The following is a 13,279-nucleotide window of genomic DNA, read 5'->3' as shown; positions in this document are numbered from 1 at the left end:
CGTCCGACCGCGACAGGAATACGGGGACACGGGATGACGACGAGTGAGTTGCTGTCGGCACGGGCCGAGGTGGCGGCCCTGGACGACCACGGCGTGGCGGACGCGCTGGACGGGCTCGTGGACGGCTCCGGGTACTGGAGCGGCAAGGGCGCGCTGGCCGGGATCGAACGCACGGGCCGCTGGCTCGCCGGCACCTGGGAGCCGGCCGCGCCGGACGGGGGCCCGGGGACGGCCGGGGAGGGGTCCTGGACGCGGTTCGTCGGACGCGTCGGCGCGGTGGCGCTGCGGGCCGCGGTGGAGCCGACCCGGGACGAGCGGCGCCGGCGGCTGCTCGCGCTGCTGGAGATCTGGGCGGACGGCCCCTTCGCCGGTCCCGCGTTCCCGATGCGCACCGGACTGGTGCGCGTCGCGAAGGACGCCCCGGCGGCCGTCCGCGACGAGCGGGGCGCGGCCGTCGCCGTCGGCTGGGCCGCCGGGGGACTGCGCACATTCCTCGACGCGCGCACGGGAGAGGCGGCCCCGCCTTCCCTCGGGACGGTCGAGGAGGCGGCCGACGTGCCGCGCGGGGGGTGGGGAGGTGCCGAGCGGGTGCGCCGGCTGGTGGACCTCGTCCGGGAGCGCGGGCCGGTGCCGTGGGACCCGGACGCCGTGGCCCTGCTGAGGGACGGCACGGGCATGGGCCGGGCGGCGGCGTCCTTCGCCCTGGCGGGGATGCTCGCCGGCGGGCGGCTGCCGCGCCTCGACGACAGGGAGCGGCGGATCCACCGGCTCAAGGTCGCCGAGATCGAGGACGGCGTGCGCGAGCCCGGCCGGATGCGCTCCGCGGACCGCCTCGAACTGCTCGCGGACGTCCTGCCCGACGACCCCGCCGAGCTGTGGGAGCCGCGGGGCATGAGCACGGTGGCGGAGCGGCTCGCGCACGCCTGGCGGGCACGGTACGGGCGGCGGACCGTCGTCCCGGAGCGCACCTTCGCCACGGTCATCGACCTGCACCTGCCCCGGCTGTCGGCGGGCCGCTTCTGCGCCGCGCTCACCGATCACCCCTCGATACGCGGGCTCGGCTCGAACCTCGACACCTGGATCCAGAACAGCGACTTCCGCCCCTTCCCGACCGCCGGGGGCTGGGACCTCGTCGACTTCGAGGACACCCTGCACACCGTCGTCCCGAACCTCTTCCGGGTCTACGCCGAGCTGCCCGCCGGCGACCCGGTCCGCGCCGGCGTGCCCGGACTCGTGGCGGCGCTGCGCCGGCGACTGGACCACCCGGGACTGCTGCTGGACGCCGGCCGGCTCAGCCGCACGGTGGGACGCACGGTCGCCGACGTCCGCGACAGGTTCGGCCCGCACCCCTACGACGGGCCCGAGCCGCTGGACGTCGAGAGCGCCGACGACGGGCTGACCGTGGTCGTGGACGGCACCGTCGACCGCAGGGGCGACCGGTCCCAGCCCGCCCTGTACTTCCGCCCGGCGTTCTACGGCGACGACGACCGCTCCCGGACGCTGCTGGCGGCCCGGGCGTCCTCCCGCTACGACCCCGACATCGAGCTGGTCGAGTGGCTGCGCGGGCCGGTCTGCGCGCGGATCGCCGCACGGATCGAGGACGCCCCGCTGCCCCCGGGGGCCTACGAGGCCAACCCGGTGCTCTGCGCGCCCGGCACGGTGGAGCGGGCCGCCGGCCGGCTCGGCGTCGACGAGGACGCCGCGGCGCTCTACCTGCAACTGCTGGCCCTGCCCGCGCCGAGCGACCGCAACGTCCGTACGTGGAACGGCTGGAAGGCGGCCCGGCACCAGAAGGCCGCCGCGGTGCTTGCCGAGCGCGGACTGGCCGTCGAGGACAAGCGGGCGCGGGCGGGCCGCGGGCTCTTCCTGCCGGGCGAGTGGATCCACGCGGGCAAGCCGTACCAGCCGATGGAGGCGTGGAAGGCGGCACTGCTCGGGGTGCGGCGCTCCTGCAACGGCAGGCTGGAGAACCCGCTTCCGCTGCCCACCCGCACGCTGCCCGAGCTGTTCGCCGAGGCGTGGCGGCTGGCCGAGGAGGGGCGGGGGCCCTCGGCGTAGCCCGGCGGAGGGCGCCCCGGCTTGACCCTCCCCTTACGTCAGGCCCGACGCTGGAGCCCGACGAGACCCGACGAGAGAGGTCAGGTGGATGAGCTACTCCGTGGGACAGGTCTCGGCGTTCGCCGGCGTGACCGTGCGCACGCTGCACCACTACGACAAGGCGGGGCTGCTCTCGCCCGGCGACCGCAGTCCCGCCGGCTACCGGCTCTACGGCGACGCCGACCTGGTCAGGCTCCAGCAGATCCTCTTCTACCGCGAACTGGGCTTCTCCCTCGACGAGATCGCCGCGATCCTCGAGGACCCGACGGCCGACGCGCTCGAGCATCTGCGGGAGAGGCAGAAGCGGCTGCGGGAGGAGATCGCCAGGCTCCAGCGGCTGGCCGAGGTGGCGGAACGGGCCATCGAGGTACAGCAGACCGGCGTGCGGCTGACCCCCGAGGAACGCTTCGAGGTCTTCGGCGAGGTGACCTTCGACCTGAGCTACGCCACCGAGGCGGAGCTGAAGTGGGCGCGGTCGCAGGGGCAGCGCGAGTCGATGGCGCGGGCGGCCGCCCACACCAAGGAGGACTGGCGGCAGCTCATGGGGGAGGCGGCCACGTGGCGCGCGGAGCTCCTCGCGGCCTTCGACGACGGCGAGCCGAGCGACGGGGAGCGGGCCATGGACCTCGCCGAGGAGCACCGGCTGCACATTTCCCGCTGGTTCACCTCCTGCCCGCCCGACATGCACCGGCGCATCGCGGACGACTTCGTCGCCGACCCGCGCGCCTTCAGCCTGGTCGTGCCGCCGTCGCAGCAGCGCCCCGGCCTGGCCGCCTACACGCACCGGGCGGTCCACGCCAACGCGGCCCGTCACGACGCCGGCCGTACGCCTCGTGAGGAGGACCGATGAGGATCCTGATCGCCGCGGCCGGCTCGCGCGGCGACGTCGCGCCCTACACGGGCCTGGGGGCGCGGCTGCGCCGCGCCGGTCACGACGTCGCCCTCGCCACCACGGAGCACTTCGCGCCCCTCGTGCGCGACGCCGGGCTGGAGTTCCGCGCGCTGCCCGCCGACCCGCGGGGACGGGGCGGTGCGCCGGGCGGGCGCGAACTGATGCGTACGGCCGCCGCGTTCGTCACCGACCTGGGCCAGGGGTTCGCCGACGCGGCGGCCGACGGAGCGGACCTGTTCCTGCTGACGACCACCACGGCACCGCTCGGCTGGCACCTCACCGAGGCCACGGGAACCCCGAGCCTCGGCGTGTACCTCCAGCCCACCGCGCCGACCGGCGATTTCCCGCCCGTGGTCACCGGCACACGCTCACTGGGCCGCCCCGTCAACCGCGCCGCCGGACGCCTCGCCCTTCGCATGGCCGACCGCGTCTACGCACAGGGGGTCGCCGAGCTGCGTCGCCGCCTGGGGCTGCCGCCGCTCGCCGCGTCCGCGATGCGAAGGCACCGGGAGCAGGAGAGCTGGCCGGTCCTGCACGGCTTCAGCACGGCCCTGGTGCCCCGGCCCGCCGACTGGCGCCCCGGCCTGGAGGTCGTCGGCACCTGGTGGCCCCACCACGACCCGACCGCACCGCTCCCCGCCGACCTGGAGGACTTCCTGCGCGCCGGGCCCCGGCCCGTCCTCATCGGGTTCGGGAGCATGGCGGCCGGCGACGGGGAACGGCTGAGCGAACTGGCCGTCCGCGCCCTGCGCCGCGCCGGCCTGCGCGGCATCCTCCAGTCCGGCAGCGCCGGGCTCGCCGCCGACGGGGACGACGTCCTCACCCTCGGGGACGTCCCGCACGCCCCGCTGTTCCCGCGGCTGGCCGCGGTGGTCCACCACGCGGGCGCCGGCACCACCGCCGCCGCACTGCGCGCGGGGATCCCCTCGGTCCCCGTACCGGTCACGGCCGACCAGCCGTTCTGGGCCCGGCGCCTCGCCGCCCTCGGCGCCGCCCCCGCCCCGATCCCGTACCGCTCCCTGACCGCGGAACGCCTCGCGGACGCACTGACCCGAGTGGTGAGGCAGTCGGCCTACACCCGCGCGGCGACGGCGGGGGCACGGCACATGGCGTCGGAGGACGGGGCGGCCCGGGTGGCGCGGGCGATCGAGCGGTCGGTGCTCCCCCGCTCCGTGTAGCCGGGGGCCGGTGGGCCGAGGCTCAGCGCACCGGGAAGCCGAAGGAGTAGCCCTGCTCCTTCAGCGTGGGCAGGACCCGGCGCAGGGCCTCGACCGTCTGGGAGCGGTCGCCTCCGGCGTCGTGGAAGAGGAGCGTCGGACCGTTGGGCAGCTCCCGCTCGACGGTGGCGACGATGGCGTCGGTGCCCGGACGCTCGAAGTCCTTGGTGTCCACGTTCCAGCCCAGCGGCCGCATGCCCCGGGACGCGGCGAGCTTGCGGCTGTAGGGGGTGAAGGCCCCGCCGGGCGCCCGGTAGTACATCGGCCGTACGCCACCGGACGCCTCGGTGATCATGCGCTCGGCGTCGAGGATCTCCCGCGACTGATAGGCCTCGGGCTTCTTGTCCATGGACGTGTCGTGCGACACCGAGTGGTCGCACAGCCGGTGCCCGGCCGCGACCACCTTCTTCACGAGGTCCGGATGGGCCTGCGCCTGCGTGCCCGTCACACAGAAGGTGGCCTTGACCTCGTACCGGTCCAGCACGTCGAGCACCTGAGGGGTCCAGGCGGGGTCCGGGCCGTCGTCGATCGTGACGTTGACGCCGCGCGCCCCCGCGTCCGAGGCGTGCGCGATGGTCACCGATACCGGCTTCACGTCACCGCCCGGCGTGGCCGACACGGCCGGCCCGGACGCCCCCTCGCCCGCCGACTCCGCCTGCGCGGTCCACACCGACGCACCTGCGGCGAGCACCACCACCCCGAGCGCCGCCCCGACCGTCTTGCCGTACCAGCCGCGTCCGCCACCGTGCCGTGCCATGTCCGTCCCCGTTCACCGCGGTTGCCCGTCGTTCGTTCCTCGGTCCCCCCTGGAACCACCTGTCAGGACGACGGACCCCGGCCCCGGGATCCGTCCGTTACCGATCACGGACAATCCCGGAGGAGTTCCCGGACAACTCGACGAGCGGCTGCCCGTCCATCACCCCCGAAGAAGGGCGGGCCTCCACGACCCCGCGGGGCCGGTGGCGCGGGCGTCCTCGGTCAGAGCCCGCAGGAGCCGCGGTCCAGGTGGAAGTACCGGGCGTTGGCCCAGCGGCACAGCCGCATACCGACGACGACGCCGACGATGGTGACCAGGGCGGGCAGGTATCCGCTCGCGACCTGGACGATCGGGATGGCCGGGCACCCGCCCGAGATCGCCCAGCCCGTGCCGAACAGCACGGCGCCCGGGACCACACCCGCGTGGATGCGCCCCGGTTGGCGGCGGACCCGCAGCAGGGCGAACGCGCACACCAGGATCACGACGGCGCCGGCGAAGGAGAGCAGCATGCGCGGGTCCTGGAAGGTGAACATGCGGTTCAGCTCGGTGTAGTCGCCGAAGCCGATGTTGGAGACGGTGTAGCCGAGAGCCAGGCCGGTGATGATGTTGGCCAGCAGGATCGCGCCCCGAGTACGCATCAGATCACCTTCCACAACAGGAACGACACCGCGACGGCGGTGCCGAAGAACACGGCGGTCGCGACGAGGCTGACCGGCCGCAGACGGCCGCAGCCGTTGAGCCCGTGGCCGGAGCTGCACCCGCCGGCCAGCCGGGTGCCGAAACCGACCAGCACGCCACCGGCGAACAGCAGGAGGACCATGGTGGCCGAATGCGCGGTGACCACGTCCCGGAATCCCGGACCCATGTCGAAGCGGAGGTCGAAGCGCCCGGAGGTGACCGCGGCGATCAACCCGCCGAAGAAGATCGACACCAGCAGGGCGGCCTGGGTGACCAGCGGGGCCGGGCCGGGACTCCTGACCGGGGCGCCCTCACTCACCGTCGGTTCCACGTCCGTCGCGAGCGGCTGTTTCGTCTCGTACGGCGCCGTGGGCGCGGCGGGAGCGGTGCCGAAGTGCTCCGCCGTGGCGGCGGCGAGAGCGTCGGCGAGAGCACGCTCGTCGGTGAACTCCTCGTCCATCCGCTCGAGACGGCGCTCCCTGCGCCAGTGCAGCACGCGGTCCCACGCGGACGAGACCCCGAACGACCGGTCCGTGGCGAGGGCGTAGTTGACGGTGATCAGCGCGAGTCCGGCGGCGCCGGCCCACCAGGGCCAGTAGTCGCTCATGCGGGACCTCCCATCCATTCGGTCAGTCGGGCCCACCAGCCGCGCCTGCGGCCGGTCGCCCCCCGTGCGCGTCGGGTCGGGGCATCTGCGGGCCGGGGCACCTCCGGGGAGGGCGATGGTCGGTGGTACGACGCCGGTGCCGGCGGGGGCGCCGCCCCGAACGGAGCCACACTCTGCGGTGTCGCGCCCCCAGGTCCTGACGGGTGCGGTGGCTGGGCGGCCGGATGCGTCTGCGACCAGGACGCGTCCTGAGGCGACCACGGATCGGGCTGGGGCGGGTGGGCCTGCCGGAGTCCGTGCTCCGGGGCGGCGGCGTCGGAGCGACGTGCCTGGGCGGCGTCCTCGAGGTGCCGCGCACGGGCTCCGTTGGGCAGCAGGCTGATCGGCACTCGCTCACCGGTGAGTGACATCTGGTAGCGCGCGCAGCCGAGCCACTGGTTCTCGCTGTCGCAGTAATAGTCGCGCCAGCCTTGCAGGCTCGCCCTGAGCAGCGGAAAAAGGGGGCACCCTGCGGCGTGCGAGCAACCCACGTTGCTCCCTTCCGAGCGGCGCACACCACCCGTTCGGTGAGGGCGGTTGCCGTTCTCTTTTTTGGGCTGTCGCTGCGCCGTGGTCGACGATCTCAAGGCGGCGCAGTGACGGCCTGTCACAATGCGGAGACGAGCGCTCCATTCCTTCGACCGGGCGTGATGGAACCACTGTTTCCGTGTCCGGGCAAACCCGAGGGAAATTCCGACCGTGACTGCTCGATGTCATTGAGTGAGACGCGTCATGACTGGCTTGTCCGCCCATGTCGCGCATTCGCGGATATGCGCGCCCGTCGGTGGGGTCGCTGAAGGTGTTCTGCGTCCTCGCGGCCTCCCCTCCCGGTGGAGGGAGTCAGTTGTTTGTGAAGACGGTGAGAATGTGTGGTCGGTTATGGCGAGATTGTGAATTCGACTGTGACGAAAATGTTGATGTTTTTGGTCGCGAGTGAGGAAGTCAATGGAGGGGAATCGTGTGTCGACGTGCTGTCTGCCGGTCATGCCGGAAGGCCACCTATGAGGGGTGCGGAAGACACGTGGAGCAGGTGCTCGCCGGGGTGCCCGCCCTTCAGCGGTGCACATGTGAGCCTGCTGAGCGCGGGCAGGCGCGCGCGGACGAGCCGATGACTCCGACGGGTTCGGCGCCGGTCCGGCCGGGCCCGCCGGCACGCGGCACTCGGGCTCCTCGGCGCCCGGACGGCGCACGGGGCCGTTCGGCGGACGGCTGGTGGGCCCGGCTCCTCTCCTGGTTGAGGAGCCCGGCATGAAGGCCGGGGGAGGTGACTGCGTGCGCCACACCTGACCGCTCGGGCCCGCGGCCGTCGACGCACGGCCGCGACCGGCCCACGGCCGGCCGGGCCCAACACCGCCATGACCAGCGCGTGCCCCGCCGCAGCGGCTCGCCGGCGGAACCCCCGCAGGTCCGTGTGACGGCCGAGGAACTCCTGTCCGGCTTCCTCCTCGCCCCGGCCGTGGCCGGGGGGCCTGCCGGACGGCCGTGCCGGCGGGGCGGGGCGACGAGGCGTGCCGCCCCGCGCGCCGGCCGAGGCCGGTTCAGTCCGCCGTCCGCTCCTCGGGCCAGTCCGCGCCGTACCGCTTCGCCGAGGCGTCCACGTGGGCCAGCCTGCGCAGGGCGCTGAACGCCGCCTCGCCCAGTACGGTCCCCACCACCACGGCCTCCACCATGTCCTCGACCGCCACCCGCCGGTCCACGTACCCGAGGTCGGCGCGGGCGACCCGCTCGGCCGCGTCGGCGTAGTCGTCGAGCACTTCCACGAACGCCCCGTGGCCCAACCGGCTCATGGCGGCGAGGACTTCGGCCAGGTCGGTGGCCGCACGGCTCGACTCGTGCGTCCGCCAGCCGCGCCGGGACACGAGGTCGTCGACCACGGCCCGGGCCGCCGCCGACTCGGCGTCGTCCTGCTCGACGTCCTCACCGCCGAGGCGGTCCGCGGCGGCGCCGAGCACTTTGTGCAGCGGTCGCTCCGGGTCATCGAGGGCCGCCAGTACGTCCGCGATCTCGGCCACCTTCATGCCGCCCACGTCGAGCAGGGCGCGGATCAGCCGTAGCCGGCGCTCGTGCGCCTCGCCGTAAGCCGCCTGGTTCGGGCTGGTCAGCTCGCCCGGAGGCAGCAGGCCCTCCCGGACGTAGTACTTGATCGTCGGCACCGGCACCCCGGTCCTGCGACTCAACTCTCCGATGCGCACTGCCGGTTCACTCCTCGACCTTCGCCCTGAGGCCGGGCCGGCCCTTGCCAACCCGCTTCCCATTATAGATAGTTGAGCTATCGGATAGCGGATAGCGCCGCTATCCATTCCTGAGGGGGAGCCATGTCTTCTTCACGTCCGTCCCACCGGCCCGCGTCATGGGGGTCGCCGTCGGCCCCGTGGCGGTCGTGGCATCGGCCGCTGGTGCTGTTCTCGGCCGCCATGGCGCTGACGGCGGTCGTGTCCGCCGTGGGACTCGTGGTCGACGACCGCGTCCTGGCGGGCGCGCCGATCTGGTTCAAGCCGTTCAAGTTCTCGGTCTCGTTCGTGGCCTACTGCCTGTCCCTGGCCTGGATGCTGTCGCTGCTGCCCCGCGGGCGGCGCGCCGGCTGGTGGGCGGGGACGGTCGTCGCGGTGACGAGCCTGGTCGAGATGGTGATCATCACGGGGCAGGTGGTGCGCGGTAAGCGCAGCCACTTCAACTACGCGACGCCCCTCGACGGGGCACTGTTCAACGCGATGGCGGTCGCGGTCGTCGTCCTGTGGCTCGGGACGCTCGCCGTCGCGGTGCTGCTGCTCCGCGCCCGCATCGCCGACCACCCGTCCGCCTGGGCGATGCGCTCCGGCATCGTCCTGGCGCTGGCCGGGGCCGGCGTCGGCTTCCTGATGACCCGGCCCGCGCCGGGGCAGCGGCGCGGCGTCTCCGAGGTGGTGGGCGCGCACAGTGTGGGCGTGCCGGACGGCGGTCCTTCGATGCCCCTGACCGGCTGGTCGACGACCGGTGGCGATCTGCGGATCCCGCACTTCGTCGGCATGCACGCGCTGCAACTCCTGCCGCTGCTGGTCATGGTGCTGACCGTCCTCGCGCCGCGCTTCGCCCGCCTCGCCGACGACCGGACACGGCTGCGCCTGGTGCTGCTCGCCTCGGGGACGTACGCCGCCGTCTTCGCCCTGGTCCTCTGGCAGGCGCTGCGGGGCCAGCCGCTCATCCACCCCGACGCCCCGACGCTGGGGGCGGCCGGCGTGATCCTGGCGGCTGCCGCTCTGGGGACCTACGGATCCCTGAGGGCCGCGGCCCCCTCCCCGCGCGGGGCGACCGACGCCGAAGAGACCCCCGCTCCGAAGGACCTCGTGGCATGACCGGATTCCTCTTCGAGCTGTCCTTCTGGCTGGCCGCACCCGTCTGGCTGCTCATGATCTTCGCGCCGCGGTGGGGCCCGACGGCCCGCATCGCCGCCTCACCGTGGACCGCGGTACCCGTCCTGCTCGTCCACCTCGCACTGGCCGCCCCGGTGTTCCCCGAACTCTGGACCGCTGTCCGCAGCCCCGACCTCGACACCTTCCGCGACCTCACGGCCCTCGCGGACGGCGCGGGCGCCGTCTGGGCACAGGTCATCGCCTGGGACCTGCTGATCGGGCAGTGGATGTACCGGGAGTCCAGACGGCTGGAGATCCCCGCGCTCGTCATGGGGCCGCTGCTGGCCCTCACGATCCTCCTGTCACCGCTCGGCCTGCTGACGTTCCTGGGGCTGCGGACGACAAGGACCCGGCGTCGCGAAGCCAACGCGCGGGGCACGGACAGAGGTTGAGCACATCGGCGGCGAGGTCGAAGGCGGGTTGCCCGCGCCCCTCCGGGGAAGGATCTCGAGTGCATCTCAGTGAGTCGGAGGGGGCTGCTCATGAGCGGTACAGCACGGTCGCGTCACGACAGGACAGAGCCGGGGCCGCCGCCCGCGCGCCGCTCCGATCGCTTCGGCGACGGTCCCCCCGATCCCCTCGCCTCGCTGCTGGCCAAGGTCGACAAGGGGGAACACATTCCGACTCCCGGAGACAACGCGGACGGCGAAGACCGCGACCCCCACGACGAGGAATGGCGGGAACATGATCGCCGCGGCCCCTATGCGCAGGGGCGTCGCCGAAGGAACTGACGCACAGGGCCCGCGCCCTGGAGGACTCGCGTCCTTCGCCGGACCGTTGCGCGGGCTGCTCGATCAGTGCGCGACAGGAACAGCCGTGGACGTCGGAGGCCGCCGCTGTTCAGACGCCGTCGCCGTGAGCCAGTCGTCGACGGTGACGACATCCGCCCACTGCGGGAACAGTCGTTCGACGAGGACCCGGTGCACCTCCGGGTCGGTGTCCAGACAGGCGTCGGAGAGGACGGTGAGGCCGAAGTCCATGTCGTTCGCGTGGCACAGGGTGGACAGCACCACAGCACTGGTGGCGATGCCGGTGAGGACGAGGCTGTCGATGCCGCGGGCCCTGAGCACCACATCGAGATCGCTGCCCGAGAACGCGCTCGCCCGTCTCTTGGTGACCACCACGTCCCCCGGCCGGGGCGCGACCTCGGGGTGGATCTCGGTACCTGGCGCGCCCTCGACGTAGAGGCCGGCCCGCGCGATGGCGGCGAGAGGTCTGTTGCGGGTGCCGACTTCCGGGAAGCCGGGACGCAACGCGATGACCACGTAGATCACGGGGATGCCGACCGCCCGGGCTCCGTCGATCGCCCTGCGCAGGCGTGGCAGGTATCCGGATCCGTCGTCGGCGATGTCCACGATGGCCTGTTGGACGTCCATCACGAGAAGGGCGCTGCTCATGTCGTCTCCAGTGGCGAAGTCGGTTCAGCGTGGACACGGGCCGGGTTCTCCGCGCCCTTGGACAGGCTGGTGGTGCGTGTGCCGGGCAGGACAGGGCGGGCACGCACGGACACTCGGCCGACAGTTCCTGCGACGCGTGCGAACGACGCTGCCCCGCGCGGGGAAGCCGGACCGGGGAGTCGATGCCTGGCGCGGCACCCGGCAACACGCGGACGGGCGAGAAAGAACCCGGTCACGCTGCGGCGGACCGGGTTCCCTTTTTGCCGCGTGCTGTTCAGGGCTGGTTGAAGAAGATGTTCCTGCAGCTGTTGAAGTCGCGGCTGCTGTTGTAGTCGCACACCCAGGCGCTGATCCGGTCCTTGTCGTTGAAGTTCCAGGACGTTGTGCCGTCGCTCCCCGTACGCGATATGTAGGGGTCGATGATGTACCAGTAGCCGTCGCTTCTCAGCTCGTCGTAGGAGAGCACGAGAGCTGCCCCGAGCCCGTTGTTGTTGATCACGTCCGTTAACTTGACGTTGGTGAACTTGCCGTCGTACTTCGGATAGCCCTCGGCGTCCGTGCCGTCCTGCCAGTACGAATAGGTGCCTGTGATGTAGCTGTTCCCGGAGTAGCTGTAATGATTGAGGTTGATGGTGGTGACCGCCGGGGCACTGGGCGCCGCGTGGGCCGACCCCGCCCCGGTGAGGGCTGTGGTGGCCAGCAATCCCGCCGCCGCCAGGAATTTCGCTTTCACGTTTTCCTCTCGGGGGTCGAATTCGGGAGCACGCCTTTGAGGCGTGTGGTCCACAGGATGGGCGGGAACCAGCGGTGCGTCCAGAGTCATGACCTGTCCGGGACAGAGAAAACACGACCGGCCTGGTTACGGGAGTCCCGGACCGGGTCGTCCAGTGGCCGAAACCGCCTCCGACATCAGCTCGACGAACCGTCCGGCCCATGTCACCTTCCCGCCGACCGGTCCGGACAACAAAGAACCCCCGGGTCTCTGACCCGGGGGTTTCGCATGGAGCGGGTGACGAGAATCGAACTCGCGCTCTCAGCTTGGGAAGCTGATGTTCTACCATTAAACTACACCCGCGTAATCCACCCACCGCAGCCGGTGGTGGACGCTCGCTCACTCTACCTCATCGCAGGCCCCCGGTGTTCACGCCGTGGGGCCTGACGGGCTTTCAGGGGAGGGAAGCGGCTGCGGCCGGGCGGAGTTGGGGCGTAGCGTGGGGGGCCGTCCGCGGGGTACGCGAGCGGGCGGAGCGCCGCCTGGAGAGTCGTCTCTTTGATCCCGTAATGTGGCTTTCGTCGTCAGGGTAGTCAGCCAGACGCGGCTCTTGGGGAAGGGACTTGAAGGACTTGATGGAGCGCACCGTCGTCCGCTGTGCCGATGGGCACGTGTTCACCGCCGCCTCGTTCCCGATGCAGAAGGCCGAGCGCCTCGGCCCCGGCCGGCTCGTCCGATGTCCGCGGTGTGCGCGGCTGCGGAGCGCGGTGCCGGTGGCCCTGCTGAAGCGGTAGTGATCCGCCTCCGGACACGGAGGCGCGGGCAGGACCTGGCGCGCGGCGCGGCGGCGGTTGTCGCAGCTCCGCGCGCCTTGCGTATCCTCGGTGCGTGCTTCTCTCAGACAAGGACATCCGGGCCGAGATCGATTCCGGTCGGGTGCGCATCGATCCCTTCGACGACTCCATGGTGCAGCCGTCGAGCATCGACGTGCGCCTCGACCGCTACTTCCGGGTGTTCGAGAATCACCGGTACCCGCACATCGACCCCTCCGTCGAGCAGGCGGATCTGACGCGGCTCGTGGAGCCGGAGGGGGACGAGCCGTTCATCCTGCACCCCGGTGAGTTCGTACTGGCCAGTACGTACGAGGTGATCACTCTTCCCGACGATCTGGCCTCGCGGCTGGAGGGCAAGAGCTCGCTCGGGCGGCTCGGGCTGGTCACGCACTCCACCGCCGGGTTCATCGACCCCGGGTTCTCGGGGCACGTGACGCTCGAGCTCAGCAATCTCGCGACGCTGCCGATCAAGCTGTGGCCGGGGATGAAGATCGGGCAGCTGTGCATGTTCCGGCTCACGTCGCCGGCCACGCACCCGTACGGGAGCGAGCGGTACGGGTCGCGGTACCAGGGGCAGCGGGGGCCGACCGCCTCCCGGTCCTTCATCAACTTCCATCGGACCCAGGTATGAGCGGCCAGGACGCGGGCACGGCTCAGGCAG

General features: G+C 72.3%; 13 protein-coding genes and 1 tRNA gene. 7 read left to right on the top strand and 7 right to left on the bottom strand.

The genetic code is table 11. The features are described 5' to 3' along the window. Positions 1–33: 33 nt before the first annotated feature. The 3 genes from ACH499_RS11440 to ACH499_RS11430 all read left to right on the top strand — a co-directional run bounded on the left by ACH499_RS11440 (position 34) and on the right by ACH499_RS11430 (position 4,167). Positions 34–2,058 carry a hypothetical protein gene (locus ACH499_RS11440; protein ID WP_399015048.1) on the top strand — a complete coding sequence of 675 codons (2,025 nt, stop codon included), beginning with the start codon at positions 34–36 and terminating at the stop codon, positions 2,056–2,058. A gap of 88 nt (positions 2,059–2,146) precedes the next feature. Then, entirely contained in the window at positions 2,147–2,947 is an 801-nt protein-coding gene (locus tag ACH499_RS11435; protein ID WP_356202904.1) for a MerR family transcriptional regulator, read from the top strand. Then, a complete protein-coding gene (locus ACH499_RS11430) occupies positions 2,944–4,167 on the top strand; it encodes a glycosyltransferase (protein ID WP_399015046.1) in 1,224 nt (407 codons plus the stop codon). The genes ACH499_RS11435 and ACH499_RS11430 overlap by 4 nt, the downstream gene beginning before the upstream one ends. Before the next feature lie 22 nt (positions 4,168–4,189). Here ACH499_RS11430 and ACH499_RS11425 read toward each other — a convergent pair whose 3' ends face one another. From ACH499_RS11425 to ACH499_RS11410, 4 genes are all read right to left on the bottom strand, one after another. Next, positions 4,190–4,963, bottom strand: coding sequence for a polysaccharide deacetylase family protein (locus ACH499_RS11425; RefSeq protein WP_356202906.1), 774 nt, complete (start codon positions 4,961–4,963; stop codon positions 4,190–4,192). Positions 4,964–5,184: 221 nt separating this feature from the next. Next, complete coding sequence (locus ACH499_RS11420) at positions 5,185–5,601, bottom strand: YeeE/YedE thiosulfate transporter family protein (RefSeq protein ID WP_356202908.1); 417 nt, start codon at positions 5,599–5,601, stop codon at positions 5,185–5,187. Further along, positions 5,601–6,248 carry a YeeE/YedE thiosulfate transporter family protein gene (locus tag ACH499_RS11415; RefSeq protein WP_399015043.1) on the bottom strand — a complete coding sequence of 216 codons (648 nt, stop codon included), beginning with the start codon at positions 6,246–6,248 and terminating at the stop codon, positions 5,601–5,603. Before ACH499_RS11415 ends, ACH499_RS11420 begins: the two co-directional genes overlap by 1 nt. Positions 6,249–7,825: 1,577 nt before the next feature. Further along, the gene (locus ACH499_RS11410; protein WP_356202910.1) at positions 7,826–8,479 is read right to left on the bottom strand and encodes a MerR family transcriptional regulator; all 654 of its coding nucleotides are present in this window, start codon (positions 8,477–8,479) and stop codon (positions 7,826–7,828) included. Between the two features lie 222 nt (positions 8,480–8,701). Between ACH499_RS11410 and ACH499_RS11405 the strand changes: the two genes are divergently transcribed. Together ACH499_RS11405 and ACH499_RS11400 are read left to right on the top strand one after the other, a co-directional pair. After that, on the top strand, positions 8,702–9,619 hold the full coding sequence (locus ACH499_RS11405; RefSeq protein ID WP_399015167.1) for a hypothetical protein: 918 nt from the start codon (positions 8,702–8,704) through the stop codon (positions 9,617–9,619). After that, positions 9,616–10,068, top strand: a complete 453-nt coding sequence (locus tag ACH499_RS11400) for an ABA4-like family protein (RefSeq protein ID WP_399015041.1) — start codon at positions 9,616–9,618, stop codon at positions 10,066–10,068. The genes ACH499_RS11405 and ACH499_RS11400 overlap by 4 nt, the downstream gene beginning before the upstream one ends. Positions 10,069–10,470: 402 nt before the next feature. Here ACH499_RS11400 and ACH499_RS11395 read toward each other — a convergent pair whose 3' ends face one another. From ACH499_RS11395 to ACH499_RS11385, 3 genes are all read right to left on the bottom strand, one after another. Then, a complete protein-coding gene (locus ACH499_RS11395; protein WP_399015039.1) occupies positions 10,471–11,073 on the bottom strand; it encodes a cysteine hydrolase family protein in 603 nt (200 codons plus the stop codon). A 274-nt stretch (positions 11,074–11,347) separates the two neighbouring features. Continuing rightward, positions 11,348–11,806, bottom strand: coding sequence for a hypothetical protein (locus ACH499_RS11390; protein ID WP_356202915.1), 459 nt, complete (start codon positions 11,804–11,806; stop codon positions 11,348–11,350). Positions 11,807–12,074: 268 nt separating this feature from the next. Beyond that, a tRNA-Gly gene (locus ACH499_RS11385) sits at positions 12,075–12,148 on the bottom strand. Between the two features lie 260 nt (positions 12,149–12,408). Here ACH499_RS11385 and ACH499_RS11380 point away from each other — a divergent pair. Then, complete coding sequence (locus ACH499_RS11380) at positions 12,409–12,579, top strand: hypothetical protein (protein ID WP_356203140.1); 171 nt, start codon at positions 12,409–12,411, stop codon at positions 12,577–12,579. 94 nt (positions 12,580–12,673) lie between these two features. Continuing rightward, on the top strand, positions 12,674–13,249 hold the full coding sequence (dcd, locus tag ACH499_RS11375; protein ID WP_356202916.1) for a dCTP deaminase: 576 nt from the start codon (positions 12,674–12,676) through the stop codon (positions 13,247–13,249). Positions 13,250–13,279: the final 30 nt, after the last annotated feature.

Source organism: Streptomyces sp. NPDC018947, assembly GCF_044390505.1.
GTDB lineage: Bacteria > Actinomycetota > Actinomycetes > Streptomycetales > Streptomycetaceae > Streptomyces.
The sequence above is the reverse complement of the archived record's forward strand: the minus strand, read 5'-3'. Positions and strand labels throughout refer to the sequence as shown.

Coding starts and splice junctions, on each gene's coding strand:
- ACH499_RS11425 (WP_356202906.1), bottom strand. CDS start 4,963: ATGGCACGGCACGGTGGCGGACGCGGCTGGTACGGCAAGACGGTCGGG.
- ACH499_RS11435 (WP_356202904.1), top strand. CDS start 2,147: ATGAGCTACTCCGTGGGACAGGTCTCGGCGTTCGCCGGCGTGACCGTG.
- ACH499_RS11430 (WP_399015046.1), top strand. CDS start 2,944: ATGAGGATCCTGATCGCCGCGGCCGGCTCGCGCGGCGACGTCGCGCCC.
- ACH499_RS11400 (WP_399015041.1), top strand. CDS start 9,616: ATGACCGGATTCCTCTTCGAGCTGTCCTTCTGGCTGGCCGCACCCGTC.
- ACH499_RS11415 (WP_399015043.1), bottom strand. CDS start 6,248: ATGAGCGACTACTGGCCCTGGTGGGCCGGCGCCGCCGGACTCGCGCTG.
- ACH499_RS11395 (WP_399015039.1), bottom strand. CDS start 11,073: ATGAGCAGCGCCCTTCTCGTGATGGACGTCCAACAGGCCATCGTGGAC.
- ACH499_RS11440 (WP_399015048.1), top strand. CDS start 34: ATGACGACGAGTGAGTTGCTGTCGGCACGGGCCGAGGTGGCGGCCCTG.
- ACH499_RS11405 (WP_399015167.1), top strand. CDS start 8,702: ATGGCGCTGACGGCGGTCGTGTCCGCCGTGGGACTCGTGGTCGACGAC.
- ACH499_RS11420 (WP_356202908.1), bottom strand. CDS start 5,601: ATGCGTACTCGGGGCGCGATCCTGCTGGCCAACATCATCACCGGCCTG.